Annotated in this window: 23 protein-coding genes, 2 tRNA genes and 1 rRNA gene; 12 read left to right on the top strand and 14 right to left on the bottom strand. The window is 60.6% G+C overall.

The genetic code is table 11. The annotated features are described in order from the left end of the window. Positions 1–101: 101 nt before the first annotated feature. The 3 genes from ACN9M3_RS10915 to ACN9M3_RS10905 all read right to left on the bottom strand — a co-directional run bounded on the left by ACN9M3_RS10915 (position 102) and on the right by ACN9M3_RS10905 (position 1,859). Positions 102–177 (bottom strand) — tRNA-Ala (locus ACN9M3_RS10915). 7 nt (positions 178–184) lie between these two features. After that, positions 185–261: transfer RNA gene (locus ACN9M3_RS10910), tRNA-Ile, on the bottom strand. 67 nt (positions 262–328) lie between these two features. Next, positions 329–1,859 (bottom strand): 16S ribosomal RNA (locus ACN9M3_RS10905). Between the two features lie 446 nt (positions 1,860–2,305). On the opposite strand from ACN9M3_RS10905, the gene ACN9M3_RS10900 reads away from it, so the two are divergent. The 3 genes from ACN9M3_RS10900 (at position 2,306) to ACN9M3_RS10890 (ending at position 5,251) form a co-directional block, all read left to right on the top strand. Continuing rightward, positions 2,306–3,676, top strand: coding sequence for a sensor histidine kinase (locus ACN9M3_RS10900; protein ID WP_426170671.1), 1,371 nt, complete (start codon positions 2,306–2,308; stop codon positions 3,674–3,676). A 64-nt stretch (positions 3,677–3,740) separates the two neighbouring features. Further along, positions 3,741–4,508, top strand: coding sequence for a LytR/AlgR family response regulator transcription factor (locus ACN9M3_RS10895; RefSeq protein WP_426170669.1), 768 nt, complete (start codon positions 3,741–3,743; stop codon positions 4,506–4,508). Positions 4,509–4,579: 71 nt separating this feature from the next. Continuing rightward, complete coding sequence (locus ACN9M3_RS10890) at positions 4,580–5,251, top strand: sensor histidine kinase (RefSeq protein WP_426170668.1); 672 nt, start codon at positions 4,580–4,582, stop codon at positions 5,249–5,251. A 79-nt stretch (positions 5,252–5,330) separates the two neighbouring features. Here ACN9M3_RS10890 and ACN9M3_RS10885 read toward each other — a convergent pair whose 3' ends face one another. The 3 genes from ACN9M3_RS10885 to ACN9M3_RS10875 form a co-directional block, all read right to left on the bottom strand. Next, positions 5,331–6,413: a porin gene (locus tag ACN9M3_RS10885; RefSeq protein ID WP_426170666.1), complete on the bottom strand. Its 1,083-nt coding sequence runs from the start codon at positions 6,411–6,413 to the stop codon at positions 5,331–5,333. Positions 6,414–6,502: 89 nt separating this feature from the next. Continuing rightward, complete coding sequence (locus ACN9M3_RS10880) at positions 6,503–6,955, bottom strand: hypothetical protein (RefSeq protein WP_426322415.1); 453 nt, start codon at positions 6,953–6,955, stop codon at positions 6,503–6,505. Further along, positions 6,952–7,893: a CysB family HTH-type transcriptional regulator gene (locus tag ACN9M3_RS10875; protein ID WP_426170664.1), complete on the bottom strand. Its 942-nt coding sequence runs from the start codon at positions 7,891–7,893 to the stop codon at positions 6,952–6,954. Before ACN9M3_RS10875 ends, ACN9M3_RS10880 begins: the two co-directional genes overlap by 4 nt. 148 nt (positions 7,894–8,041) lie before the next feature. On the opposite strand from ACN9M3_RS10875, the gene ACN9M3_RS10870 reads away from it, so the two are divergent. Genes ACN9M3_RS10870 through ACN9M3_RS10840 form a run of 7 tightly spaced genes read left to right on the top strand, consistent with a single transcriptional unit; the run spans position 8,042 to position 14,739 of the window. After that, positions 8,042–9,733 carry a nitrite/sulfite reductase gene (locus ACN9M3_RS10870; protein ID WP_426322413.1) on the top strand — a complete coding sequence of 564 codons (1,692 nt, stop codon included), beginning with the start codon at positions 8,042–8,044 and terminating at the stop codon, positions 9,731–9,733. Beyond that, complete coding sequence (locus ACN9M3_RS10865) at positions 9,726–10,283, top strand: DUF934 domain-containing protein (RefSeq protein WP_426322411.1); 558 nt, start codon at positions 9,726–9,728, stop codon at positions 10,281–10,283. The genes ACN9M3_RS10870 and ACN9M3_RS10865 overlap by 8 nt, the downstream gene beginning before the upstream one ends. Before the next feature lie 2 nt (positions 10,284–10,285). Beyond that, entirely contained in the window at positions 10,286–10,999 is a 714-nt protein-coding gene (locus ACN9M3_RS10860) for a phosphoadenylyl-sulfate reductase (protein WP_426170659.1), read from the top strand. Further along, positions 11,000–11,923, top strand: coding sequence for a sulfate adenylyltransferase subunit CysD (gene cysD / locus ACN9M3_RS10855; protein ID WP_426322409.1), 924 nt, complete (start codon positions 11,000–11,002; stop codon positions 11,921–11,923). Next, positions 11,923–13,230 carry a sulfate adenylyltransferase subunit 1 gene (locus tag ACN9M3_RS10850; RefSeq protein ID WP_426322407.1) on the top strand — a complete coding sequence of 436 codons (1,308 nt, stop codon included), beginning with the start codon at positions 11,923–11,925 and terminating at the stop codon, positions 13,228–13,230. Before cysD ends, ACN9M3_RS10850 begins: the two co-directional genes overlap by 1 nt. Positions 13,231–13,256: 26 nt before the next feature. Further along, positions 13,257–13,973, top strand: coding sequence for a uroporphyrinogen-III C-methyltransferase (cobA, locus tag ACN9M3_RS10845; protein WP_426170654.1), 717 nt, complete (start codon positions 13,257–13,259; stop codon positions 13,971–13,973). A 31-nt stretch (positions 13,974–14,004) separates the two neighbouring features. Further along, positions 14,005–14,739, top strand: coding sequence for a hypothetical protein (locus ACN9M3_RS10840; protein ID WP_426322405.1), 735 nt, complete (start codon positions 14,005–14,007; stop codon positions 14,737–14,739). On the opposite strand, the gene ACN9M3_RS10835 is transcribed toward ACN9M3_RS10840, so the two are convergent. Genes ACN9M3_RS10835 through lptF form a run of 5 tightly spaced genes read right to left on the bottom strand, consistent with a single transcriptional unit; the run spans position 14,736 to position 18,146 of the window. Then, positions 14,736–15,254 (bottom strand): nitrilase-related carbon-nitrogen hydrolase, encoded by a 519-nt coding sequence (locus ACN9M3_RS10835; protein ID WP_426322403.1) that lies wholly within the window; start codon positions 15,252–15,254, stop codon positions 14,736–14,738. The genes ACN9M3_RS10840 and ACN9M3_RS10835 overlap by 4 nt on opposite strands. After that, positions 15,251–15,493: a nitrilase-related carbon-nitrogen hydrolase gene (locus ACN9M3_RS10830; RefSeq protein WP_426322401.1), complete on the bottom strand. Its 243-nt coding sequence runs from the start codon at positions 15,491–15,493 to the stop codon at positions 15,251–15,253. Before ACN9M3_RS10830 ends, ACN9M3_RS10835 begins: the two co-directional genes overlap by 4 nt. Further along, on the bottom strand, positions 15,483–15,863 hold the full coding sequence (locus ACN9M3_RS10825; protein WP_426322399.1) for a sirohydrochlorin chelatase: 381 nt from the start codon (positions 15,861–15,863) through the stop codon (positions 15,483–15,485). The genes ACN9M3_RS10830 and ACN9M3_RS10825 overlap by 11 nt, the downstream gene beginning before the upstream one ends. A gap of 1 nt (position 15,864) precedes the next feature. Further along, entirely contained in the window at positions 15,865–17,034 is a 1,170-nt protein-coding gene (gene lptG / locus ACN9M3_RS10820) for an LPS export ABC transporter permease LptG (protein ID WP_426170648.1), read from the bottom strand. Next, on the bottom strand, positions 17,031–18,146 hold the full coding sequence (gene lptF / locus ACN9M3_RS10815; RefSeq protein ID WP_426170646.1) for an LPS export ABC transporter permease LptF: 1,116 nt from the start codon (positions 18,144–18,146) through the stop codon (positions 17,031–17,033). The genes lptG and lptF overlap by 4 nt, the downstream gene beginning before the upstream one ends. Before the next feature lie 42 nt (positions 18,147–18,188). Here lptF and ACN9M3_RS10810 point away from each other — a divergent pair, with 42 nt between their 5' ends. Next, positions 18,189–19,685 carry a leucyl aminopeptidase gene (locus ACN9M3_RS10810; protein ID WP_426322395.1) on the top strand — a complete coding sequence of 499 codons (1,497 nt, stop codon included), beginning with the start codon at positions 18,189–18,191 and terminating at the stop codon, positions 19,683–19,685. Between the two features lie 47 nt (positions 19,686–19,732). Here the strand turns inward: ACN9M3_RS10810 and ACN9M3_RS10805 are convergent, their stop codons facing one another. Both ACN9M3_RS10805 and ACN9M3_RS10800 read right to left on the bottom strand, forming a co-directional pair. Continuing rightward, positions 19,733–20,191, bottom strand: coding sequence for a hypothetical protein (locus ACN9M3_RS10805; RefSeq protein ID WP_426322393.1), 459 nt, complete (start codon positions 20,189–20,191; stop codon positions 19,733–19,735). A 10-nt stretch (positions 20,192–20,201) separates the two neighbouring features. Next, positions 20,202–20,549 (bottom strand): hypothetical protein, encoded by a 348-nt coding sequence (locus ACN9M3_RS10800; RefSeq protein ID WP_426170642.1) that lies wholly within the window; start codon positions 20,547–20,549, stop codon positions 20,202–20,204. 364 nt (positions 20,550–20,913) lie between these two features. Between ACN9M3_RS10800 and xth the strand changes: the two genes are divergently transcribed. After that, positions 20,914–21,678, top strand: coding sequence for an exodeoxyribonuclease III (gene xth, locus ACN9M3_RS10795; protein ID WP_426170640.1), 765 nt, complete (start codon positions 20,914–20,916; stop codon positions 21,676–21,678). On the opposite strand, the gene ACN9M3_RS10790 is transcribed toward xth, so the two are convergent. Beyond that, the gene (locus ACN9M3_RS10790; protein ID WP_426322390.1) at positions 21,675–24,971 is read right to left on the bottom strand and encodes a sensor domain-containing protein; all 3,297 of its coding nucleotides are present in this window, start codon (positions 24,969–24,971) and stop codon (positions 21,675–21,677) included. The genes xth and ACN9M3_RS10790 overlap by 4 nt on opposite strands. Positions 24,972–24,987: the final 16 nt, after the last annotated feature.

Below are 24,987 nucleotides of genomic sequence, written 5' to 3'. Positions count from 1 at the left end.
TTCGATATCGCTTAATAAAACTTTTACTTCTTCCAGATTGTTAAAGAACGTTGAACATTTAAGCGTTCAAACCTAAGCGGCTACGCTTACGTTTGAAAACTTGGTGGAGGATGACGGGATCGAACCGACGACCCCCTGCTTGCAAAGCAGGTGCTCTCCCAGCTGAGCTAATCCCCCATTGGTTTGGTAGGGCTGGTTGGGCTCGAACCAACGACCCCCGCGTTATCAACACGGTGCTCTAACCAGCTGAGCTACAGCCCCAACATTGCTGTTCTTCGTATTACAACAGTCGATAAGTGTGAACGTTTGAGTCTGATGCCGACTCTAGAAAGGAGGTGATCCAGCCGCACCTTCCGATACGGCTACCTTGTTACGACTTCACCCCAGTCACGAATCCTACCGTGGTAAGCGCCCTCCTTACGGTTAAGCTACCTACTTCTGGTAAAACCCGCTCCCATGGTGTGACGGGCGGTGTGTACAAGACCCGGGAACGTATTCACCGCGACATGCTGATCCGCGATTACTAGCGATTCCAACTTCATGTAGTCGAGTTGCAGACTACAATCCGGACTACGATACACTTTCTGGGATTAGCTCCCCCTCGCGGGTTGGCGGCCCTCTGTATGTACCATTGTATGACGTGTGAAGCCCTACCCATAAGGGCCATGAGGACTTGACGTCATCCCCACCTTCCTCCGGTTTGTCACCGGCAGTCTCATTAGAGTGCTCTTGCGTAGCAACTAATGACAAGGGTTGCGCTCGTTGCGGGACTTAACCCAACATCTCACGACACGAGCTGACGACAGCCATGCAGCACCTGTGTGCAGGTTCTCTTTCGAGCACTCCCGGATCTCTCCAGGATTCCTGCCATGTCAAGGGTAGGTAAGGTTTTTCGCGTTGCATCGAATTAATCCACATCATCCACCGCTTGTGCGGGTCCCCGTCAATTCCTTTGAGTTTTAATCTTGCGACCGTACTCCCCAGGCGGTCTACTTCACGCGTTAGCTGCGTTACTAAGTCAATTAAGACCCAACAACTAGTAGACATCGTTTAGGGCGTGGACTACCAGGGTATCTAATCCTGTTTGCTCCCCACGCTTTCGTGCATGAGCGTCAGTTTTGACCCAGGGGGCTGCCTTCGCCATCGGTGTTCCTCCACATCTCTACGCATTTCACTGCTACACGTGGAATTCTACCCCCCTCTGCCAAACTCTAGCCTCGCAGTCTCCATCGCCATTCCCAGGTTAAGCCCGGGGATTTCACGACAGACTTACGAAACCGCCTGCGCACGCTTTACGCCCAGTAATTCCGATTAACGCTTGCACCCTACGTATTACCGCGGCTGCTGGCACGTAGTTAGCCGGTGCTTATTCTTCAGGTACCGTCAGCAGTCGTGGGTATTAGCCACGACCTTTTCTTCCCTGACAAAAGAGCTTTACAACCCGAAGGCCTTCTTCACTCACGCGGCATTGCTGGATCAGGGTTGCCCCCATTGTCCAAAATTCCCCACTGCTGCCTCCCGTAGGAGTCTGGACCGTGTCTCAGTTCCAGTGTGGCTGGTCGTCCTCTCAGACCAGCTACTGATCGTTGCCTTGGTGAGCCTTTACCTCACCAACTAGCTAATCAGATATCGGCCGCTCCAGGAGCACAAGGTCTTGCGATCCCCTGCTTTCATCCTTAGATCGTATGCGGTATTAGCGTAACTTTCGCTACGTTATCCCCCACTCTTGGGTACGTTCCGATATATTACTCACCCGTTCGCCACTCGCCGCCAGGCCGAAGCCCGCGCTGCCGTTCGACTTGCATGTGTAAAGCATGCCGCCAGCGTTCAATCTGAGCCAGGATCAAACTCTTCAGTTCAATCTCTGTTTTTGCCGCATTTCTGCGGCAGGTCACTCACTCAAAATACTGACGAAATCTCTTTCGAGATTACGTTTAATTTTGTGCGAGCGTTACAACGTATATTTTGAGCATCGGACCCGAAGGTCCGGGCATATCGTCAAACGCCCACACTTATCGACTGTTGATTTTTAAAGATCGCTGCTTTTATTTAACGAAGCGTTGTGTTCGTTGCAGCAGAGAAGCGAGATTATGCAATGTTTCGTATAACTCGTCAACCCCATCTTTTCCTCGTTTCGCTTCGCTGAGTTGTCAGCGCTGCGTTGCGAGGGACAGAACTATAGCAAACGATCCGGCTGTCCGCAAGGGCCTTCTTCTATTCCCGTATTTCTGCATTCTGTCGCACATCGGTGGCGGCTTTACGCAAGGTTATCTACACTTGCCCCATATTCAATAGAAAGTCGCGCATGTTTCCAACTCCGAAAGCCCAAGACACAGCAAAAACCATCCTGGCCTGGCTCCACCGCGGCTTTGATGCGACGACCGGCTGGGTTACGCACTTGTCTTGGTGGAAGTTCTTCCTGTTTGCGGCGCTGTCGATGATCGCAGCATCGATCTTGCAGGATGAGCTGTTCTCGCCCTCCCGCGACGAAGAGATGGTGATTCGCTCCCATAAGCGTACAAAATCAGGTAACGCGGACCCAAACATCACGATTGACGACAGTGGCATCCATTTCAATCCGCGCGCTGGGAAGATCAAGAAGCCAGCCAGCACTGAAGCCAGCAGCGATGATGCGGCCAATGAACATGAATCAGCGGATGCTGTTGAAGCGGCGGCAGCCGAAGCAGCAGCGCCGGCGATGCCAGCCGAGCCGGCAGATGCCGCGATCCCAACGCCCCCTGCCCCGCCGGCGCCGAAGGCCAGTCGGGCTAAACCTCCTGCGGCGCCGGCGGCTCCAGTGGCGCCAATGCCTGGCGAAGAAGTCCATATCGAACTGCCGCCGCAGATCGGCGAAGAACTGTCAAACGCACTGGAGCAGGCTGTCGATAGTGCAGCCGAAGAAAAAGTCTCGCGCTACCACAAGCAGGCGTCGACCTGGTTCACCAGCTTCATCACCCTGCTCTTGCTGGCACTGTTCGCGATGAAAGCGCTGGTTGGCGGCAAGAAGAAGGCAGAAGCCGAGGCGCAAGTGGCAAACGCCGCGGCCGAGCGCGAATCCATGCAGCGCCAACTGAGCGAAGCCAAAATGCAAATGATGCAGGCCCAGGTCGAACCGCATTTCCTGTTCAATACCCTGGCTTCGGTGGAGCATCTGATCGAGACCGATCCGCCGCGCGCTTCAGCCATGCAGCGCAGCCTGATCAAATACCTGCGCGCGGTACTGCCGCAAATGCGTGAAAACAAGCTGACCAGCACGCTCGGCAGCGAGTCCGATATGGTGGCGGCCTACCTGGCCCTGCTGAAGATGCGCATGGAAGAGCGCCTCACCATCGACTTCGATGTGCCGGAAGGACTGCGCACCGCCGCCTTCCCGCCAATGATGCTGCAGTCGATGGTCGAAAACGCGATCAAGCACGGCCTGGAAGGCAAGCCGGAGGGCGGCTACCTGAGAGTCCGCGCCGAAGTGGCGCACAGCAAGCTGCGCGTGACGGTGAGCGACGATGGCCTGGGCTTTGGCGCCAAGCCGAGCACCGGCACCGGCCTGGGCCTGACCAATATCCGCGAACGCCTTAAGCTGCTGCACGGCGACCAGGCTTCGCTGAAAATCGAGCCCAACCAGCCGAGCGGCGTGATCGCGATTATCGAGGTGCCATACCAGTTGGCGCGTTCGGAATAAGCGATTGCCTTACGCTGCGATCCATTGAATAATTGATACTTCTTATTTCCACATATTGAGCACTATGCCCACAGCAATTATTGCCGACGATGAGCGATTGATGCGCGACCAACTGCGCATGCGGCTGGAACAAGTCTGGCCGGAACTGGAGATCCTCGGCGAAGCCAAGAACGGCGACGAAGCAGTAGAACTGGTCGACGAACTGAAACCTGATTTCACCTTCCTCGATATCCGCATGCCGGGCAAGACCGGCATGGAAGCAGCTGCCGAAATCGGCAACAAGAGCAATGTGGTTTTCGTCACCGCTTACGATGCCTACGCCGTGGAAGCCTTCGAACGCGGCGCAGTCGACTACGTGTTGAAACCACCGGAGCCGGAGCGGCTGAAGATCACCGTCGAGCGCCTGAAAGGTCGCCTGTCTTCGCCGGCAGCCAGCGCCGCTCAAGGCGCCGACATGGCCGCGATCCTGAACCAGCTTGCCGAGAAAATCGCAGCGCCAAAACCGAAGTACCTGCAATGGATCCAGGCCAGCATCGGTTCAGACCTGCGCATGATCCCGGTCGAGGAAATCCTGTTCTTCCGTTCGGACGAAAAATACACCTGCGTGCAGACCGATAAATTCGAGGCGCTGATCCGCAAGCCGGTGCGCGACCTGGCCGAAGAGCTGGACCCTTCCCTGTTCTGGCAAATCCACCGCGCGACCCTCGTCAATGTGAACGCCATCGAAGGCGTAACGCGCGACATTCGCGGCCGCCACCTGGTTATGATCAAAGGCCGCCCCGATAAGCTGGAAGTCAGCCGCTCCTTCCTCCATCTGTTCAAGCAGATGTGATCCAGATCAAGCCGTCCACCGGCTTGCTGTAATACGGTGTCCTGGTGGTTGCAGCCACCAGGAGGCCAACTTTGAAGAATCCCCGCACCCGCGTCCAGGGACGTCGCTCCACAGATTCCGCGCTGGCGGAAATCCGTGAGGATGAACGCGTCCACATCTCGCGCGAACTACACGACGACCTGGGGCAATTGCTGGCAACCCTGCGCGTCGAACTCACTCTCCTGAAGCAGCTGCCTCCGGGCTCGCCCGATGCCGAGGCGCGCCTGGCCAGCATGGACAACCTGCTCGTGACGGCCATTGGTTCGCTGCGCCGCATTGCAGGCAACTTGCGCCCCCGCGCGCTCGATGAAGGCGGTTTGTACTTTGCACTGGAATCGCTGCGGCGCGAGTTCGAAAAACGGCACGGCATTAGCTGCCTGCTCGATGCGCGGCCAGAGACCCTGGTGCTTGACGAGCGCTATAGCACCGCCATCTATCGGCTGGTGCAGGAGTCTTTAACCAATATCGCCCGCCATGCGGAAGCCGCCACTGCCGAAGTGCGTGTCCGGCGCGACAGCCGGGAACTGCTCATCAATATTTCGGATGATGGGCGCGGCATTGCTGTCGGCGACATGGCCAAGGCAGACGCGCTTGGCCTGCTTGGCATGCGCGAACGTGTCGCCGCACTGCGCGGCACCATGAACGTCGACGGCGGCGGCGGCACGCGCATCGCGATCCGCATTCCCCTCCCCGCAGGCGCATAAAAAAAGGGCGGGTCCGAAGACCCGCCAAAGATCATGAATCACCTCGAGAGAGAGAGGTACTGCTTGCTACAAAAACTGCTTAGAAGGCGTGACGCAGGCCCAGGTTGAATGCCTTGTCGCCAGTGCCCGCTTCAGTGTTGTTGCCAACGGTGTAACCGGCGCCGTTCTTGTTCTTGATCTTGGCGATCGCGGTGTAGGCAGTGGTGCGCTTGGACAGGGCGTACAGGTAGCCGATGCCAAACTGGTTGGCGTCCTGGTCGTTTTGCTTGTCGTCTTTATGGATGTAAGAAGCAACCAGGGTGCCGCCGCCCATTGGCACGCCTACGCCCAGCAGCCATTCAGCGCTGTCCGCGGAGGACTTGGGTGCAACTTTCAGGCCGTAGGCGTTAGCCACTGGCAGTGGTGCCGAGCCGGCGCCTTTGTCCTTTTCGTAGCCGAAGTAGACCTTGGCAACACCGAAATCGTAGTTGGCTGCCAACAGGGTGTTCTTGGCTTTGTCCTTACGCACGGCTGGAGTGGCACCCACTGCAGCCGTGTCGTTGTTCTTGTTGTTGTGCACCAGGCGAACATTCAGTTCCTTGCTGGTGTAGTTCACGCCAAAGCCGAACTGGCGGCCAGCGGTGTTGTCGCCGGCTTGTTCGCCCATGCCGTACAGTGCATCGACGCTGAAGCCGGAGAACACTGGGGAGTTATAAACGATGGAGTTCGACAGGCGGGTGTTGACGCCGCCGGTTGGGAACAGGTTCTTGGCGCTGCCAGCATAGCCGGCGCCGAATGGGTCGGCAACCTGCGACAGGGCGTTGTACAGCATGGTGTACTGGCGGCCCAGGGTGATCTGGCCGGCTTCAGCACTCTTCAGGCCAACGAAGGCCTGGCGCTGTGCGAACACGCCTGCGGTGTCCTGGTCGCCGGTGTCGATCTTGACGCCGGATTCAATCGTGAAGATAGCGGAAGTGCCGCCACCCAGGTCTTCAACACCTTTGAAGCCCAGGCGGGAAGCCGAACCCACACCACTGGTCACCTTGTTGACGCTGCCGTTTACGCCGCCACGCTCTGCGACGAAGCCTGCGTCAGCGATACCGTAGATGGTCACATTGGACTGGGCTTGAGCTTGTGCTGCGAAACCGCTGATGATCAGTGCTGCCAGAGTAAGTTTTTTCACTTGTTGTCCTACGTTGTTGAAGTTGAGGGAAATGTTTCAAACGCAGCTATATTGCCCCTCAATTACTTCAACAATGTGACAGGAAAAAATTACTTCAGGCGTGATGTAACAACCCAGTAATATTCGGACCGCAACACTTTGATTTCACGCGCAGCGATGCCCAAACGCTTGCGCAGCCAGCTGTCGGACGGGTAGTTCTTCATCACTTCGAAGCGATTTCCGTCGTCATCTTTCTGAAACTCGTAGGTATTTCCGTGCTGGTCGGTGCGCGCGACCGGGAAGCTCTCGCCGTCGACATAGTCTTCACCCATCAAGACAAGCAAGACATCCTTGCCGACCTTCTCGCGCAATTGTTTCAGGAATTTGTCCTGGTTCTCGCGCGGCACCTGGGCCCACAGGAATTCGGCGTAGACAGCCGTGTACTGGCCCGGCTGAACGTCCAGCATGGACAGGTCGGCGCTTCCCAGCTGCAGGACCTCGTGGCCATCCAGCAGTTCTTCGATGTGCTCGCGCACTTCGTACAATTCTTCTTCGTTAATCACAGTTCGTAGTTCTCATGTTCGCCCTTCATCGCCTGTTCGATCAGCTTGCGGTTCAACGTCGGCGCCAGCAGCTCGATGAAGGTATATATATAGGATCGCAGGTAGGCGCCCTGCTTGACAGCCACGCGCGACACATTCATGCCGAACAGGTGGCCGGCGGGAATGGCCCGCAGGTTGCGGTCGCGCTCAGGGTCGAAGGCCATGCCGGCGATGATCCCGACCCCCATGCCCAGTTCCACATAGGTCTTGATCACGTCCGCATCGATCGCCTCCAGCAGCACGTCCGGCTTCAGGCCCCGCTTTTCGAAGGCCTGGTCGATGCGCGACCGGCCGGCGAAGGCGGCATCATACGTGATGATGTGGTGCTCGGCCACTTCTTCCAACGTGACGGACTTGATCCTCAATAGCGGATGGTCCGGAGGCACCACCACCACGTGCTCCCATTGGTAGCAAGGCAGCGTAATCAGGCCATCGATGGCGGCAATGGATTCGGTGGCGATGGCCAGGTCGGCCTGGTCGCGCTGCACCATCTCCGCGATTTGCTTCGGATTGCCTTGCAATAAAGACAAGCGCACCTTCGGGTACTTCTGCATGAAGGCCTGTACTACTTTCGGCAGGGTATAGCGGGCCTGGGTGTGCGTGGTGGCGATGGTGAAGCTGCCCGAGTCCTGGGCCGCGTATTCCTTGCCGATCCGTTTCAGGCTGTCGATCTCCTGCATGATCAGTTCGACCGAAGACAAAACCAGGCGGCCAGGCTCGGTCAGGCCGCGAATCCGCTTGCCATGCCTTGTGAAAATATCAACACCCAACTCCTCTTCCAGTTCGATGATCGCCTTGGAAACGCCCGGCTGGGAGGTAAACAAGGCCTTGGCGGCGTCGGTCAGGTTGTAGTTCTGGCGCACGGCTTCCCGCACGAATCGCAGTTGGTGAAGGTTCATTCTCGCTCTCGTTGGACTCCCCAGCGCATATTTTACGCTGATGCTTATGCCTTAACAGCATATAAGCAAATAAAGACTATGTTGTTTGGAATAAGCCCCCAGTTTATTACCATTGATTCCACTTTGGGCATGCCTTACTGGGAAAGCTATGTATCAATACGATCAATACGACCACCTCATCATCCGCGAACGCATCGAGCAGTATCGCGACCAGGTTCAACGACGCCTGAACGATGAGTTGACCGAGGCCGAATTCCTGCCGTTGCGCTTGCAGAACGGCCTGTACATGCAGCGCCACGCTTATATGCTGCGTATTGCCGTCCCTTACGGCCTGCTGTCATCCAAGCAGATGCGCATGTTCGCGCACATCGCCCGCAAATATGACCGTGGCTACGGCCACTTCACCACCCGCCAGAACATCCAGTTCAATTGGATCAAGCTGGAAGAAACGCCGGAAATCCTGAGCGACCTGGCTTCGGTGGAGATGCACGCCATCCAGACTTCGGGTAACTGCATTCGCAACGTGACTTCGGACGAATTCGCCGGCGTAGCGGCCGACGAAATCATCGACCCGCGTCCATACGCCGAAGTACTGCGCCAATGGTCCACCTTCCACCCGGAATTCATCGCCCTGCCCCGCAAGTTCAAGGTGGCGATCAATGGCGCCGTGGAAGACCGTGCCGCCATCGCCGTGCACGATATCGGCCTGACAGTTGTGCATAACGAAGCCGGTGAGATCGGCTTCAAGGTGATGGTCGGCGGCGGCATGGGCCGTACCCCGATCCTGGGCAGCGTGATCCGCGAATTCCTGCCGCGAGAGCACCTGCTGACCTATATCGAAGCGATCATGCGCGTGTATAACCTGCACGGCCGCCGCGACAACAAGTACAAGGCCCGCATCAAGATCCTGCTGAAAGCCCTGGGCGTGGAAGAATTCACCCGCCAGGTGGAAGTCGAATGGGAAGACCTGAAAGGCACCGAGCAGACCCTGACGCTGGAAGAAATGGAGCGCATCATTGCCTACTTCCAGCCGCACGCCTACAAGTCGCTGCCAGCCATCGACCCGGCCGCGGGCCACGCCGACAACAAGGCTTTTGGCAACTGGCTGAAGCGCAATGTGAAAGCGCACAAGGTGCCGGGGTATGCAGCCGTGGTGCTGTCGCTGAAGAAGACCGGCGTGCCGCCGGGCGATGCGACCGCGGAACAGATGGACTACATGGCCGACCTGGCCGACCGCTACAGCTTCAGTGAGCTGCGCGTGACCCACGAGCAGAACATCGTTCTGGCCGATGTCGAGCAATCCCGGTTGTTCGACCTGTGGCAAGAGATCAAGGCGCACGGCCTGGCTACCCCGAACATCGGCCTGCTGACTGACATCATCTGCTGCCCTGGCGGCGATTTCTGCTCGCTGGCGAACGCCAAGTCGATCCCGATCGCGCAAGCGATTGCCGAGCGCTTCGACCGCATCGACTTCCTGCACGATATTGGCGACTTCGAGCTGAATATCTCGGGCTGCATCAATGCCTGCGGCCATCACCACGTCGGCAATATCGGCGTGCTGGGTGTCGACAAGGACGGCAGCGAATGGTATCAGGTGTCGATCGGCGGCGCGCAAGGCAACAACTCCGCCATCGGCAAGATTATTGGCCCGTCGTTCTCCGCGCAGCAGATGCCGGAAGTGATCGACCGCCTGCTGCAAGTGTATGTACGCGAGCGTACCCCGGAAGAGCGCTTCGTGGACACCGCGCAGCGCCTGGGCATTGCCCCGTTCAAGGAATATGTATACGCCACGCCGATTGAAATCGCTGGCCGCCTGGTAGGAGAAGACGAATATGCCTAAGCAAATCATCAAGGGCCGCGCGATCGTGGCCGACGACTGGAACCTGCTGCGCGCCGAGGAAGGCGCCGAAGCCGCCACCGTGGCTGCGCTGGCTGTGCCGGCAGGCCGCGTAATCCTGCCGCTGGCAACCTGGCTGGCGCAGCGCGATGCGCTGTCTGCCCGCGCCGCCGCCGGCGAGATCGCCGTATGGCTGGCGCCTGACGAAGATCCGGTCGCCCTGCACGACGACCTGCCGCGCCTGGCCCTGGTCGCAATCGACTTCCCGAAATTCACGGATGGCCGCGGCTACTCCCACGCCTGGAACCTGCGCTCGCGCCTGGGCTGGACCGGCGAACTGCGCGCTATCGGCGACGTCCTGCGCGACCAGCTGTTCTCGATGCAGCGCGTGGGCTTCGACGCCTACGACACCCGTCCGGACCGCAGCATCGAAGACGCGCTGAAAGGCCTGACTGTGTTCAGCGAGACTTACCAGGCATCGGTCGACCAGCGCGTACCGCTGTTCCGCCGCCACGCACGCCCGGCGCCAGCCGCTGTAACCACCGAGGCCTGACCATGAGCGAGCTCGCCACCCGCGTGCGGGATACGCTAGCCACGCTCGAACGCGTTGCAGAAGAGTTTTCGCCTGCCGTTTTCGCCTCCAGCCTGGCCGCCGAGGACATGGTCCTGACGGACCTGATCCTGAAGGCTGGCCTGCCGATCGGCATCTTCTCACTGGAAACTGGCCGCCTGCACAAGGAAACCCTGGGCATGGTCGAACGCGTGCAGGAGCGCTACGGCTACGAAATCGCGCTGTACCGTCCCGTGCAGGCCGACATCGACGCCTATGTGGAAAAGAAAGGCGTGAACGCCTTCTACGACAGTGTGGAACTGCGCAAGGAATGCTGCCAGATCCGCAAAGTCGAACCGCTGGGCCGAGCCCTGAGCGGCAAAAAATCCTGGGTTACCGGCCAGCGTCGCGCCCAATCTGCAACCCGCTCCGACCTGTCGGTGCAGGAGTATGATGGTTCGCACAGCATGGAGAAGTTCAATCCCCTGGCCGACTGGTCGGAACAGGAAGTGTGGGACTACATCCGCGCCAACGACGTGCCTTACAACCCGCTGCACGACCAAGGTTACCCGTCGATCGGCTGCGAACCCTGCACCCGCGCCATCCAGCCTGGCGAAGACGTACGCGCCGGCCGCTGGTGGTGGGAAAACCCGGACTCGAAGGAATGCGGCTTGCACCTGGTAGACGGCAAACTGATTCGAATTAAGAAAGTAGGCTAAATGAACGCACTGGTAGAACAACACGTCAATTCGCGCCACCTCGACGCGCTGGAGTCGGAAGCCATCCACATCCTGCGCGAGGTTGCCGCCGAATGCTCGAACCCTGCCCTGCTGTTCAGCGGCGGCAAGGATTCCGTGGTCCTGCTGCGCCTTGCGGAGAAGGCTTTCCGTCCAGGGAAATTCCCCTTCCCGCTGGTGCACATCGACACCGGCCATAACTTCCCGGAAGTGATCGAGTTCCGCGACCGCCGCGTGGCCGAACTGGGCGAGCGCCTGATTGTCGGCTCGGTCGAAGATTCGATCAAGAAGGGCACCGTGCGCCTGCGCAATCCCGCCACCGATTCGCGCAATGCCGCGCAAGCCGTGACCCTGTTGGAAACCATCGCCGAACACGGCTTCGACGCCTGCATCGGCGGCGCCCGCCGCGACGAGGAAAAGGCCCGCGCCAAGGAGCGCATCTTCTCCTTCCGTGACGAATTCGGCCAATGGGACCCGAAAGCACAGCGCCCGGAGCTGTGGGACCTGTATAACACCCGCGTCCACCCTGGTGAAAACATGCGCGTGTTCCCGATCTCGAACTGGACCGAGCTGGATGTGTGGCAGTACATCGCCCGCGAAAAGCTGGCGCTGCCGTCGATCTACTTTGCGCACGAGCGTCAGGTAATCCCGCGCAATGGCTTGCTGGTGCCGCTGACCGACCTGACCCCGGCCCGTGAAGGCGAGACAATCGAAACCCAGGTGGTGCGTTTCCGCACCGTGGGCGATATCTCCTGCACCTGCCCGGTGTCTTCCGACGCTGCCGACGTGGACGCGATCATCGCCGAAACCGCAGTGACCCAGATCACCGAGCGCGGCGCCACCCGGATGGATGACCAGACCTCCGAAGCCTCCATGGAAAAACGCAAGAAGCAAGGATATTTCTGATGAACGCACTGAACGACAACCTGAACGAACGTAACCTGCTGCGCTTCATCACCGCCGGCTCCGTCGACGACGGCAAGAGCACCCTGATCGGCCGCCTGCTGTTCGACAGCAAGGGCATCTTCGCCGACCAGCTGGCAGCCGTGTCGCGCGCCAAGCACAAGCGCACCGTGGGCGACACCATCGACCTGTCCCTGCTGACCGACGGCCTGGAAGCCGAGCGCGAACAGGGCATCACCATCGACGTTGCCTACCGCTACTTCGCCACGCCAAAGCGCAAATTCATCATCGCCGACACCCCGGGGCATGAGCAGTACACCCGCAATATGGTGACCGGCGCCTCCACCGCCGACGCCGTGATCATCCTGGTCGACGTGTCGAAAGTGAAGCTGCGCGAAGACGGTGGCGTGGACCTGCTGATCCAGACCAAGCGCCACTCCACCATCGCCCACCTGCTGCAGATCGAGCACGTGGTGGTAGCCGTGAACAAGATGGACCTGGTGAACTACGACCAGGACGTGTACGAGCGCATCGTCAAGGCTTACCGCGAATTCGCTGCAACGCTGGGCATCACGGACGTGAAGACCATTCCGCTGTCGGCACTGGCCGGCGACAATGTGGTCGACGCAAGCGAACGCATGCCGTGGTACCAGGGTCCTACCCTGATCGAGCTGCTGGAAGACCTGTCGGTGTACGATGAGTCGCACAACTCCGCATTCCGCTTCCCTGTGCAACTGGTGGCGCGCCACAACGGCCACGAAGCCAATGACTTCCGCGGCTACATGGGACGTATCGAAGCCGGCAGCGTCGCGGTCGGCGACAAACTGGTGGTGCAGCCGTCCGGTCAAAGCGCCACGGTCAAGGAAATCGTCACTTTCGATGGCTCCCTGCAGACGGCCAGCGCCGGCCAGTCGGTCACCATCGTGCTGGAAGAATACGTGGACGTGTCGCGCGGCGACCTGCTGGCCTCCAGCGCACAACCGGCCAACCTGCTCAAACAGGTGAACGCCGATGTGTGCTGGCTGTCCGAAGAACCGCTGGACCTGCGCCGCAAATACTGGATCAAGCACGGCACCAAGCAGACCGCTGCAAAAGTGACGAAGATCGATTCGATCCTTGACATCAACACCCAGCAGCGGCACGATGCGGATGCGTTGAAGCTGAACGACGTGGCGCGCATTGCGCTGACCGTGCAGCAACCGCTGGCGGCCGATGCCTATTCGGATATTCGCGCCACCGGCGCCTTCATCCTGATCGATGAGGTCACGCACCAGACAGTCGCTGCAGGCATGATCCGCCTCGGCGAGTAAGCTTCGCCAAGAAAGGAAACCTGCGCATGCCATACGGGAAAGTGTATTTGATTGGAGCTGGACCGGGGGCGCAGGACCTGATCACCATGCGTGGCGCGCGGCTGCTGGCGCAAGCCGACGTCGTTTTGTACGACGCGCTGGTGACTGAAGAAATGCTGGAACTGTGCCCGCAGGCCGAGAAGATCTCAGTCGGCAAGCGGGCCGGCCAACGCTCCACCGCCCAGGGCGTCATCAACCAGCAACTGGTCGAATGCGCAGCGCGCTACCGCCTGGTGGTGCGCCTCAAGGGCGGCGACCCGATGCTGTTCGGCCGCGCCGACGAAGAATTGACGGCGCTTGAGCAGCACGGCATCGAAGTCGAAGTCGTTCCGGGCATCACCACCGCGGTTGCCGCCGCCGCGGCAACACAGCAGCCGCTGACCAAGCGTGGCGTGGCGCGCAGCGTGGCTTTCTTCACCTCCTCCACCGCGCCGGGCCATCCGGAAGAACTCACTATCCCTTCCACCGACACCCTGGTGCAGTACATGGGCGGGCGCGAGGCGATTGCCACTGCCAACAATCTGCTGTCGCAGGGCCGCTCGCCGGATACGCCGGTGGTCGTGATCGAAAATGTCAGCCGCCCCGACCAGCGCGTCGAACGCATCACCCTGGCCGAGCTGGCGCATGGCCTGCCGGCCGCGCACGGTCCCGTGCTGGTCATGCTGGGCAAGGCTATGGCGCCGCGGCCGCAGCAAAAACGGTAGAATATCGTCCTCTTGCAATGAGAGGAACAAGATGAGCCAAGCCCACGAAGTCCTGGAGCGCGCCCGCAATGCGCGCCTGGCAGGCAAATACGAAGACGCCCTGCGCGACCACCTGTGGTTCCACGAACATGCGCTCGACGAAGACCCGACCCTGGCGGGCGTTCGCCTGTCCTTCGCCCTGCGCGACTGGATCTACCTCGCCGAACAATTCCCGCTGGCGCGCCGCGCACTGCAGGCCATTCGCGACCGCGACACGCAGCGCATCCTGAACGGCAGCGCCACCCTGGCCCGCTTCCACGACGTCAGCGCCATCAACAGTGCGCTGGGCGAAGAACGCGCCACCCACGACCTGTTCACCCAGATCGACGCCCAACTGCCCGAATTAGCCAAGGATTGTGCCGAACTGGCCCTGCCGGCCCTGGTGGCGGTAGAGGATTTCCAGCTGGCGCGCCGCTACCTACCGGACCCGGTGGCACGCATCGCTGCCTTGGCCAAGCGCGTCAACGACTTCGCCGAAGAACTGGCCAAGCGCGGCAACACCTCGTCTGCCCCGCAGTTGCTGGCGTTCGTGTTGAACTACACCAAGGAAGTGCGCCTGATCGTCGAAGTGTTCCGCCGTCTGGGCGAAGATGAGGAAGTGGCCAAGGCAAGCGCCGCGGCACTCGACTCCCTGAAGTCGGAAGCCTTGCGCGACGCTGTGCAACGCGAATTCGACAACCCGGGCAGCACCATTGCCGCCATGGTCTCCCACGCCAAGGGCGCTTAAGCCGCCTGGCCGGCCGCCACGGCCCGTCCCTGCCAGCGGCCAGCCACGCGGCTGGCCAGGAGCAGCCATTCGCCCTCTCCCGCCTGCACCACCAGTTGCCCGCCTTCGTCCCAAAGCGCGCTGCACCCCGCCGATTGCCACCCACCCGTAGGGCCGCCATGATTGGCCATCAGCACGGGCATGGCGTGGCGGGAGGCGTGCCCTTGCAAGATTGCGCCGTCCTTTGCATAGCCGGCTGGCGAGACCAGGACGCTGGCGGCATACAGCATGGCCCCCGCCCTGGCTGCAGCTTGCGCATGACTGGCATGCGCAAAATCGGCGCAGACGGCCAAGGCGGCCGGGACGCCATCGACGTCAAGCAAAGCGCCGCCGCTGCCGGCCGCGAACACGGTCTCCTCGCCAGCGTGAAGGTGCTGCTTGGTATATTCGGCCACGCGGCCGTCGGGCAGGAAGGACAAGGCGCCGATGTACAGTGCGCCCTCGATTCGTAGCGGCGCGCCGGTCACGATAATCATTCCGCTGCGCCGGGCCAGCGAGGAAGCGGCGCAAGGCGCGGGTCATCGCCACGCAGCGCCGCGGCTGCCGCAATTTCAGGCTCATAACCTGTCAGGGAAAGTTCGGGAAATAGCGCAAGCCGCACGCCGAGCGCCGCAGCCTGGCTTGCAAGTGCCACGTGGCGCGCAACATTGGCGGCGATATCACCCTTGATGGAAAGCGACTGGATTGCCGCAACCAGCGGCACGTCAGGCGCCATTGGTCACCGAGTTGAGGCAGTAGTCCGTCATCGCGCGCAGCACCGTGGGGTCTTCCCCTACCGCGCCGACTGCGCGTATCGTCACTCCCGGATGCGCCAGGCGCATTTCGTCAAGGATCAGCGGCAGGTCGCGCAGCACATGCCCGCCCTGTCCCAGGAATACCGGAATCACCGTCACGTCGTCGATGCCCAGTGCGGCAAGCGCAGCCACCTGCTCCGGCAAGCGCGGCGACATCAATTCCAGGAAAGCCAGCGAAACATCGATGCCCGGCGCGCGCGCCGCGACCATGTCGCGCAGCTGTTCGAACGGCGCCGCCCAACTGGCGGAACGGGCGCCGTGGGCAAACAGCACCAGCGCGCGGCCGCCCATGCTAATGGCGCTCCACCCAGTAAAGGGCACCCAGCGCCAGCAACAGGTATAGCAGGCTTGGCATTAGCGCCGTCAGGAATGCCGGCAGCGCCGACAACAATCCAATATGCGAGAACAGCGTATTCACCAGCAGGAAGCTGACGCCGATCATGATGCCGATGAAGATTTTCAGGCTCACGCCGCCGGAGCGGGTATGCAGGTAGGCGAAAGGCAGTGCCAGCGCCATCAGCACGAAGATGGCCAATGGGTCGAACAGCTTTTTCCAGAAGGCGATCTTGAAACGTTCCGTACCTTGCTTGTTTTCCTGCAGGTGGCGGGTGTAAACCGCCAGCTCGTTGGCCGACATATGTTCCGGATCGGATGCGGAGACCGACAGGATTTTCGGGGTGATCTCCGAAATCAGCTCCTTGCTGGCATGCCGCTGGATCTCCACCGAGCTGGTCGCCTGCGCGTAATTATTGGCCAGATTGGCTTGCGCGCCGTCGGCCAGCAATGCCGGATTGCTGAAGATGTTTTCCGTCACGCCATTCAGGAGCCAGGTATTGTTGCCTTTGAAAGTGGCCGTCTCGGCAAGCGTCAGGGTGCGCAGGCGGAAACGGTTGTCGAAGTCGTACAGCTTGACATCCACCAGTTGTCCATCCGAGCGCACTTCGCGCACATTGAAGAAGCGCGTCCCCTGCACATCGCCGGTCATGCCTCCGCTCTTGATGATATCCTTGGTCCACATGCCAGAGCGGAACTCCGACGACACCGTGGCGCCGCGGCCCATCAAGCGAACTTTCTCCGCCACCGGCGCCAGGCGTGGCGTAATCAGTTCGCCAAAGATGAAGGCAACAACGACCAGCACCAGTCCCACCTTCCCGACCATGACCGCGGCCCTGCCCGTGGACAGGGACGAGGCACGCATGATCGTGAATTCCGAAGTCGACGCGAACTGCGCCATGGTGTAGATGGTGCCGATCAGGGCCGCCACAGGCAGCACCTCGTTCACGTGCTGAGGGAGCATCGTCAGCGTGTACAAGGCAGCATGTTGCATGCCATAGCCGTTCTTGCCGACGACTGGCAGCTCGCCGGTCAGGTCAAAGAATGCCTGCAATCCAAGCAATGCCGCCAGTGCAAATGCGACCGCCTGCAGGATCGAGACGAAGAAATAGCGTTGCAGGATGCTCATTTGCGCGCGCCTCGCTTGAATGCTGCCCAGATCGCGCGTGGATGGTAGCGGTGATTCACGTTCAGGCGCCAGGCAAACAATGCCAGTACTGCCAGTGCCATCGCCAGGTGCAAGGGCCACCAGCTCAAGCCAAACGTGAAGTTGCCGCGCCGGATACCGGATTCGAACACGTTTATCAGGTTGTTATAAGTGAAGAAGATCAGCACTGCGAGAATCAGGTTGACCGAACTGCCCGCCCGTGGATTGACGAAACCGAGCGGAATCGCCAGCATCGACAGCGCCAGGCAGGCCAGCGGCAGCGACAGGCGCCACATCAACTCGCCCTTGGCCGGATTGGTACCGGCGGCGATCAACTCCAACGTCGGAAGGGTTTTGGTTTCCTTCTGGCCATCGCCCTCGGACGACTGCTGCGAGACGCGCATGCTGTAGCGCTCAAATTCCATGCTCTGGAAACTGGCATCGCCCGGCTTGCCCTGGTAGCGGCGACCGTTCTTCAGGACCAGGTGGCGATCTCCGGAGGGCAGCGTCTCGATCACGCCCTCGCTCGCCACTACGACGGAAGTACCCTTGGCATCAACCTGGTTGACGAACACATTGCGCACCACCGAGCTGCTGCCCGAAACGCCTTCCACGAAGAAGATGCGGTTGGCCGACGAGGATTCCCTGAACTGGCCGGGGGAAACCTTCTGCAGGTCTTCCCGCTTGGAGAAACGCTCAATATATTCGGCGCTCTTCGAGCGCGCCCACGGCGTTGCATAAAAACTGAGCGCACCGGTCAGCAGGACCAGCGGCAGGACAAACAGGAACACCGGCCTGACGAAACGAGTCAGGCTGACGCCTGCGGCAAACCATACCACCATCTCCGAATCCTTGTAGATGCGGGTCACCACCATCAACACGGAAATAAAACTGGTGAAAATCAGGACAATTGGCAGATAATTCAGGGCTGCGAACGCAATGAGCGCGATGACATCGCTGGACGCGACCTTGCCGCCTGCGGCTTTGCCGAGGATCGAGATCAGGGTCCACGTCAGGAGGATCGAGAACAGCACCGTAAAGGAAGCCCCGGCAGAGCTGACCAGCTCACGGCGGAGGGCGCGATGGAAAATCATTCGACGTTTATAATTCGTTCTACAAAATTAAGGAGAAACCAAATGGACTTTAGCATAAAAGCACTCGACGCCAAGAACACCATCGCCAGCGCCAAAAGCGGCTGCGTCGTGGTCGGCGTCTTCGAAAACAAGAAACTCTCGAAAGCGGCTAAAGCCCTCGACAGCGCAGGCGAAATCACCGCCGCACTGAAATCCGGCGACATTACCGGCAAAGCCGGCACCACCCTGCTGCTGCGCGGCCTGAAAGGCGCCGCTGCGGAACGCGTGCTGCTGGTAGGCCTGGGCGCCGATGAAGCAGTCGCCGAAAAAGCCATCGGCTCCGCGATCAATGCCGCCATCAAGGCGCTGGGCACCGTCGCATCGAGCGACGCTATTATCGCACTGCCTCTGGAAGAAGTGAAAGGCCGCGACGCCAACTGGGCGATCCGTTCCGTGGTGCTGGCCGGCCGCGACGCCGTATACCGCACCGACGCACAGAAATCCAGGAAAGACCCTGCCTGGGCCGGCCCCGGGAAAGTGGCCCTGGCCGTGGCGAACAACGCCGGAAACAAGCTGGCGCTGTCGCAAGCGGTTGCCACCGCCAACGGCATGGAACTGACCAAGGACCTGGGCAACCTGTCCGCCAACGTCTGCACCCCGACCTACCTGGCCAACGTCGCCAAGAAACTGGGCAAGGACTTCGGCTTTGAAGTCGAAATCCTGGACCGCAAGCAGATGGAAGCCCTGAAGATGGGCTCCTTCCTGTCCGTCACCAACGGCTCCGAGCAGGCGCCCAAGTTCATCGTCCTGAAACACAAGGGCGGCAAGGCCAAGGATGCGCCGACCGTCCTGGTGGGCAAGGGCATCACCTTCGACACCGGCGGCATTTCGATCAAGGCCGGTCCCGGCATGGACGAGATGAAATACGATATGTGCGGCGCCGGCTCCGTGCTGGGCACCTTCCGCGCCATCGGCGAAATGGGACTGAAGTCCAACGTAGTCGGCATCGTCGCTGCATGCGAAAACATGCCGTCGGGCCGCGCCACCAAGCCGGGCGACATCGTCACTTCGATGAACGGCCTGACCATCGAAATCCTGAACACCGACGCCGAAGGCCGCCTGATCCTGTGCGACGCCCTGACCTACGCCGAGCGCTTCAACCCGGCCGCCGTGATCGACGTGGCAACCCTGACCGGCGCCTGCATCGTCGCCCTGGGCCACCACAATAGCGGCGTGTTCGCACGCGACGACGAAGCTGGCAACGCGCTGGCCGACGCCCTGATGGCATCGGGCAAGGCAACCGGCGATACCGCATGGCGCCTGCCGATCGGCGAGCAGTACAACGAACAGTTGAAGTCGAACTTCGCAGACCTGGCCAATATCGGCTCCCCGGGCGGCGCATCGTGCACCGCTGCCGCTTTCCTGGAAAACTTCACCCGCAAGTATCCATGGGCGCACGTCGACATCGCCGGCACCGCCTGGAAATCGGGTGCTGCCAAAGGCGCCACCGGCCGTCCAGTGCCGCTGCTGACCAACTTCCTGATCGGCCGCGCAGGCTGATATTTGGAGTGACCATCAAAAAAGCCGGGGAGACCCGGCTTTTTTGTTTAGTAGATCGCCGATGCCGGCATCGGCTGCTGCGGCGGCGCACCGCGCGCGGCGGCGCCCTCCCCGCGCTGCAGGACGACCGTCAGCGTGGAAGGCAGGTCAAAGCCGGCACCAGTCTGCTTGTCGACTATCTGGCCGGCGCCGAGGGTGAAGATGATGTTGCCCCACTTGGAGGCGTTCTGGCGCGCTTCGATCTGGTCATAAGCCCAGACGTCTTCGCGGCGGCAATCCACCACCAGCGGCTGGGTGCTCTTGTGCACCGTCACCCGCCCGGGGGAAGTAACGAACCAGCGCCCCCTGTCATTGGAGAGCACGCAGCCGATGGCTGACACCTGCTGGTGATCCAGCACGGTTTGCACCAGCACCGACTGCTCGGTCGAGTCGAACAACGTGGCGCAGCCGACCAACGCCGCTGCGCACAGCGCAGCGAACGCGGATCGGCTCAGCCTGGATGGCATGCAGTCGGGCTCAGTCGGCCGACTGGCCTCTTTTCTGACGCAGCCCCTGGATGACATGCATGATGTCGTCCATGCTGTTCGCGCCGATGCCCTGGAACGCATCGAGGACTTCGTTCAGGACTTCGTTACGCACCTCGGCGTCAGCAGTAGCAATCGCTTGCGGGCGCTGGGACGCTGCGCGGGCGCTTGCCTCGCGGGCCGACTTGCGGCCGCTTGGCGATTTGCCATGTTCCAACGCCGCTTGCCAGATCAGCCAACGACGTTGTGTCTCATAGACCAGATACTCTTCTGGCTTGTCTTCGCGCCGACGGACGATTTGGCCGTCCTTCTGCGCCCATGCTTCGAATGCAGATCGCATGTGTATTCCTTTAGTTTGCAGTGCTCGTTAAATCGGAATTAGTTTCCCTATATTACCACTTATTGACGCAGGACAACATTCAAATCCGTTGCAAATAAGCAAAATCACCCAGCTTCGTGGAAACAACTTCGATACCAACCTTGTAATTATATTGACATTTACGGTTGTTGATACCGTAATTTTAGTACCAATCTGATAACTATGAAGCACTATTGGAAATTATTTTTACAGCGGCACCTTTTTTGCGACAAGAAAGCACAATTTTGATGTCACCGTAGAATCATTGTTTGGCTCAAATACGACAGCTTCCCATAGCATAGTGAGTATTGATAAGATCTGCCCCCACCTGATTAGAAAGACTGAAATGAAATTAGCCACTTGGAATGTTAACTCATTGAACGTTCGCTTGCCGCACGTTACGAAATGGCTGGGCGAAAATCCGGTCGATGTGCTTTGCATCCAGGAAACCAAGCTCACCGACGACAAGTTCCCGGTCCGCGAAATCGAGGAGATGGGCTACCAGGTGGCCTTCAGCGGCCAGAAAACCTACAACGGCGTCGCCATCCTGTCGCGCCACCCGATGGAAGACGTGGTCAAGAACAATCCGCACTACCCGGACGAACAGCAGCGCATCCTGGCCGCCACCATCAACGGCATTCGCGTGGTCAGTGCCTATGTGCCGAACGGCCAGGCGCTGGACTCGGACAAATACACCTATAAACTGGGCTGGCTGGCCGGCTTCCGCGACTGGCTGGGCGAAGAAATGGCGCGCAACCCGCACCTGGCCGTGCTGGGCGACTACAACATCGTGCCCGATGTACGCGACACGCACGATCCGGCGATGGAAGGCGACATCTTCTGCTCGGACAAGGAGCGCGCCGCCCTGCAAGCCTTGTTCGACCTCGGCCTGCACGATTCCTTCCGCCTGTTCGAACAGCCGGAGAAGGCTTTCTCGTGGTGGGACTACCGCATGCTGGGCTTCCAGAAGAACAAAGGCCTGCGCATCGACCACGTGCTGCTGTCCGCGCCGCTGAAGGAGCGCTGCGTTTCCTGCGTGATCGACCGCGCACCGCGCAAGTGGCAGCAGCCCTCCGACCACGCGCCGGTGATTGCAACCCTGGGCGCCTAAGCGGCCTGGCGCTCCATCATGAGCTGGGCGCGCACGCCCAGCACCGGTTTCGAGAACAGGTAGCCCTGGGCATAAGTACAGCCTTGCTCGCGCAATAGCTGGAACTGCCCTTCCGTCTCCACCCCTTCGGCCACCACCGACAGCTGCAGGCTGTCCGACAGGGCGACGATCGCGGCCACGATGGCGCGGTCCTCCGCACTTTGCTCCAGGTCCTTGATGAAGGCGCGGTCGATCTTGATCTTTCGCACCGGGAAGCGCTTCAGGTAAGCCAGCGAAGAATAACCGGTGCCAAAGTCGTCGATCGACAGCCGGATCCCCATTGCATTGATCTGGCCCAGGATAGCCAGCGTCTGTTCGCCATGCTGCATCAGCGCTGTTTCGGTGATTTCGAATTCGATCAGCGCCGGATCGATGCCCGTGTCTTCCAGCGTGCGGCGGATCGAATCGACCAGGCCGCGGTGCATGAACTGCCGCGCCGACAGGTTGATCGCCATCGGCACCGGCGCCATGCCCTGGCGCTGCCATTCCATGCTTTGCTCGCAGGCGCGCCGCAGCACCCATTCGCCGATCGGCACGATCAGCCCATTTTCCTCGATCAGCGGGATGAACTGGTCCGGCATCACTAGCCCGCCGGCCGGGCGGCGCCAGCGCAGCAGCACCTCCAGCGTGGCCAGGCGGCGTGTGGCGATATCCATGATCGGCTGGTAGTGCAATTCGAACTGGCCGAGCTGCAGCGCCGAACGCAGCGCGCTCTCCATTTCGAAATGCATGGCCGCCGCCGTGTTCATCTCTTCGTTGAAGTATTGGTAGTTGTTGCGTCCGGAAGCCTTGGCGTGATACATGGCCGCATCGGCATTGCGCATCAGGGTGGCGACGTCGCCGCCGTCGTCGGGATAGGTGCAGATGCCGATCGACGGCGTGATATGCAGCAGGCGCCCTTCCAGCGCAATCGGCTCGGACAGCAGGTCGATGATCTTTTGCGCGACGTGGCTCGATTCGTCCGTGCCGTGGATGCCCGGCAGCAGCACCACGAATTCGTCGCCGCCCAGGCGCGCCACGGTATCGCTGGCGCGCACCGCGCCCACCAGGCGCCCCGCCACTTCCTTCAGCAAGGCGTCGCCGGTCATGTGGCCCAGCGAATCGTTGATGGTCTTGAAGCGGTCGAGATCAATGAACATCACGGCCAGGCGGCGCTCCGAACGCTGCGCGGCCAGCATGGCGCGATCCAGGCGATCGGCCAGCAGTGCACGGTTGGGCAGGCCGGTCAGGCTGTCGTGGTAGGCCATATGGTGCACGCGGGCCTCGGCCTGGCGGCGTTCCACGATTTCAGCCTGCAGTTGCGCGTTGGCGCCGGCCAGTTCGGCGGTGCGCTCCAGCACTCGCACCTCCAGTTCGTCGCGCGCACGGCGCACTGCTTCGGCGGCTTCGCGGCGTGAGGTGACGTCGTCGATCAGCCATACCGAGCGGCCCTTGGGGTCGGCCATGTCGAATGGACGCCCCGACAGGCGTGCCCAGAATCTGCTGCCATTCTTGCGCACAAGCTGGTATTCGTAGGAGCTGGCATGGCCCGCCAGGAAGTCCTTTTCGGTGGCCTTGCGCGCCGCGTCCCAGGCAGCCAGGTCGGGGTAGAAGGTCTGCACGCTGACGCCGGCCATTTCGCCCGGGCCGTAGCCGAACAACTCTTCCATCTTGGCGTTGCAGCGCAGGTTGCGCCCCTTCTCGCAGACGGAAATGCCCATCACCGCGCTGTCCAGGATTGCCTGGTTTTCCAGCAAGGCATTGCGCAGCGATTCCTCGTCATGCTTTTGCGCGGTGCGATCCTCGATGATCCAGATCGTGCCCTGGGTCGGATCTTCCGGATTCACGACATAGCCGATCAGTTGCGCCCAGAAGTCGCTGCCGTCCTTGCGGCGCATCAGCGTTTCGCAGTGGAAGTGCTTGCCCTGGCTAAGCAGGGGGCCGGCAATGGCGCCGACCCGATGATAGGTCTCGTCGTCCGGATAAATGGCGCGGCCCGGCATGCCAAGCGCTTCCTCGCCCTGGTAGCCGAACATGTCGGCAAAGCCGCGGTTATAGCGCGTGATCAGGCGGTTCTTGGTGAACAGGATGGAGATCGAGGCATTGGTCATGATGGCCTCGACTTCCATCTGGGTCTGGCGCGAAACGGTCACGTCTTCCAGTATCCAGATGGTGCCGCCTGCGTTGTGCTCCTGGTCCACGGCCTGGGCGCGCACGCGGCACCAGATGATGCTGCCGTCCTTGCGCACCAGCTGGCATTCGCGCAGTTCGAACAGCTGGCCGGCAGCGAGCAAGGGCCCCGCCTGCAGGCCGAAGGCCGTGTGCTGCTCCACGTTTTCAAACAGCTGCGAAGCGTGGCGGCCGCGCAGCTCTTCCAGCGTATAGCCGAACATTTCAGCCATGCGCGGATTGACCGTCATGATTTCCTGGTTCTTGGTGAACAGGATGCCGACCGAGGCATTGTCCAGGATCGCCTTCTGCTCGAGCAACAGTCGGCCCATTGCTTCGTTCGCCATGCGCTGCTCATTGATGTCTTCCAGGATGAACACGGTGCCTTCGCGGGCATCGGCCGGGTCCAGCGCACGGCCGTTGGAACGGCACCAGAACAGGCTGCCGTCCCGGCGCCGCAACTGCAGCTCCAGCGTCAGCGGCGTGCCTTTCGCCAGCATCGGGAAATACTCGGTGCGGATGCGCAGCGCTTCTTCCGGCGTCGAGTACAGGATTTCGCTTGGCGCGCCTTCCAGCTCCTGGCGTGCATAGCCGAACATTTCGGCAGCGCGCATATTGCACTCGACGATATAGCCGTTCTTGGCAAGGATGATGCCAACTGCCGCATTTTCCAGGATGGCCTGCTGCTCCAGCATGGCCTTGCGCAGCGCACGCTGGTCGCGCTGGGCACTGCTGATATCGTTGAAGATGATGGTGGCGCCGCCATCCAGCCCGCCCGGCAGCGCCTTGACGGTCAGTTGCACCGCGACGTAATTGCCGCTGGCGTTGGTGAGCACACTGTCCCATTTGGGCGCTGTGCGCGGCGCCATGTTCGGCAATGCCGCGGACACCACCAGCGCGGCATTCAACTGCGCATTCGCTTCGGCGCGCACATGGCGGGCAAACATTTCCACCACGTTGCGGCCACGCGGATCGGATTGCAGCAAGGCGTCGAATTCGGCGTTGGAAGCGAACACCAGGCCGTCCGCATCGCAGGCGCAGGCTGGCATTCCGACCAATTGCAAGGCATTGGCCACAACTTCAACATTACTCGAAACAGAATTCATGTACGCCTGGACTCCG

The sequence above is a fragment of the Pseudoduganella sp. R-43 genome (assembly GCF_049913255.1).
GTDB lineage: Bacteria > Pseudomonadota > Gammaproteobacteria > Burkholderiales > Burkholderiaceae_D > Rugamonas.
The sequence above is the reverse complement of the archived record's forward strand: the minus strand, read 5'-3'. Positions and strand labels throughout refer to the sequence as shown.

What these genes read in the sequence shown, in the direction of transcription:
- ACN9M3_RS10900 (WP_426170671.1), top strand. Translation starts at nt 2,306, where the DNA reads ATGTTTCCAACTCCGAAAGCCCAAGACACAGCAAAAACCATCCTGGCC.
- ACN9M3_RS10895 (WP_426170669.1), top strand. Translation starts at nt 3,741, where the DNA reads ATGCCCACAGCAATTATTGCCGACGATGAGCGATTGATGCGCGACCAA.
- ACN9M3_RS10875 (WP_426170664.1), bottom strand. Translation starts at nt 7,893, where the DNA reads ATGAACCTTCACCAACTGCGATTCGTGCGGGAAGCCGTGCGCCAGAAC.
- ACN9M3_RS10870 (WP_426322413.1), top strand. Translation starts at nt 8,042, where the DNA reads ATGTATCAATACGATCAATACGACCACCTCATCATCCGCGAACGCATC.
- ACN9M3_RS10865 (WP_426322411.1), top strand. Translation starts at nt 9,726, where the DNA reads ATGCCTAAGCAAATCATCAAGGGCCGCGCGATCGTGGCCGACGACTGG.
- ACN9M3_RS10860 (WP_426170659.1), top strand. Translation starts at nt 10,286, where the DNA reads ATGAGCGAGCTCGCCACCCGCGTGCGGGATACGCTAGCCACGCTCGAA.
- cysD (WP_426322409.1), top strand. Translation starts at nt 11,000, where the DNA reads ATGAACGCACTGGTAGAACAACACGTCAATTCGCGCCACCTCGACGCG.
- ACN9M3_RS10850 (WP_426322407.1), top strand. Translation starts at nt 11,923, where the DNA reads ATGAACGCACTGAACGACAACCTGAACGAACGTAACCTGCTGCGCTTC.
- cobA (WP_426170654.1), top strand. Translation starts at nt 13,257, where the DNA reads ATGCCATACGGGAAAGTGTATTTGATTGGAGCTGGACCGGGGGCGCAG.
- ACN9M3_RS10840 (WP_426322405.1), top strand. Translation starts at nt 14,005, where the DNA reads ATGAGCCAAGCCCACGAAGTCCTGGAGCGCGCCCGCAATGCGCGCCTG.
- ACN9M3_RS10835 (WP_426322403.1), bottom strand. Translation starts at nt 15,254, where the DNA reads ATGATTATCGTGACCGGCGCGCCGCTACGAATCGAGGGCGCACTGTAC.
- ACN9M3_RS10830 (WP_426322401.1), bottom strand. Translation starts at nt 15,493, where the DNA reads ATGGCGCCTGACGTGCCGCTGGTTGCGGCAATCCAGTCGCTTTCCATC.
- ACN9M3_RS10825 (WP_426322399.1), bottom strand. Translation starts at nt 15,863, where the DNA reads ATGGGCGGCCGCGCGCTGGTGCTGTTTGCCCACGGCGCCCGTTCCGCC.
- lptG (WP_426170648.1), bottom strand. Translation starts at nt 17,034, where the DNA reads ATGAGCATCCTGCAACGCTATTTCTTCGTCTCGATCCTGCAGGCGGTC.
- lptF (WP_426170646.1), bottom strand. Translation starts at nt 18,146, where the DNA reads ATGATTTTCCATCGCGCCCTCCGCCGTGAGCTGGTCAGCTCTGCCGGG.
- ACN9M3_RS10810 (WP_426322395.1), top strand. Translation starts at nt 18,189, where the DNA reads ATGGACTTTAGCATAAAAGCACTCGACGCCAAGAACACCATCGCCAGC.
- ACN9M3_RS10805 (WP_426322393.1), bottom strand. Translation starts at nt 20,191, where the DNA reads ATGCCATCCAGGCTGAGCCGATCCGCGTTCGCTGCGCTGTGCGCAGCG.
- ACN9M3_RS10800 (WP_426170642.1), bottom strand. Translation starts at nt 20,549, where the DNA reads ATGCGATCTGCATTCGAAGCATGGGCGCAGAAGGACGGCCAAATCGTC.
- xth (WP_426170640.1), top strand. Translation starts at nt 20,914, where the DNA reads ATGAAATTAGCCACTTGGAATGTTAACTCATTGAACGTTCGCTTGCCG.
- ACN9M3_RS10790 (WP_426322390.1), bottom strand. Translation starts at nt 24,971, where the DNA reads ATGAATTCTGTTTCGAGTAATGTTGAAGTTGTGGCCAATGCCTTGCAA.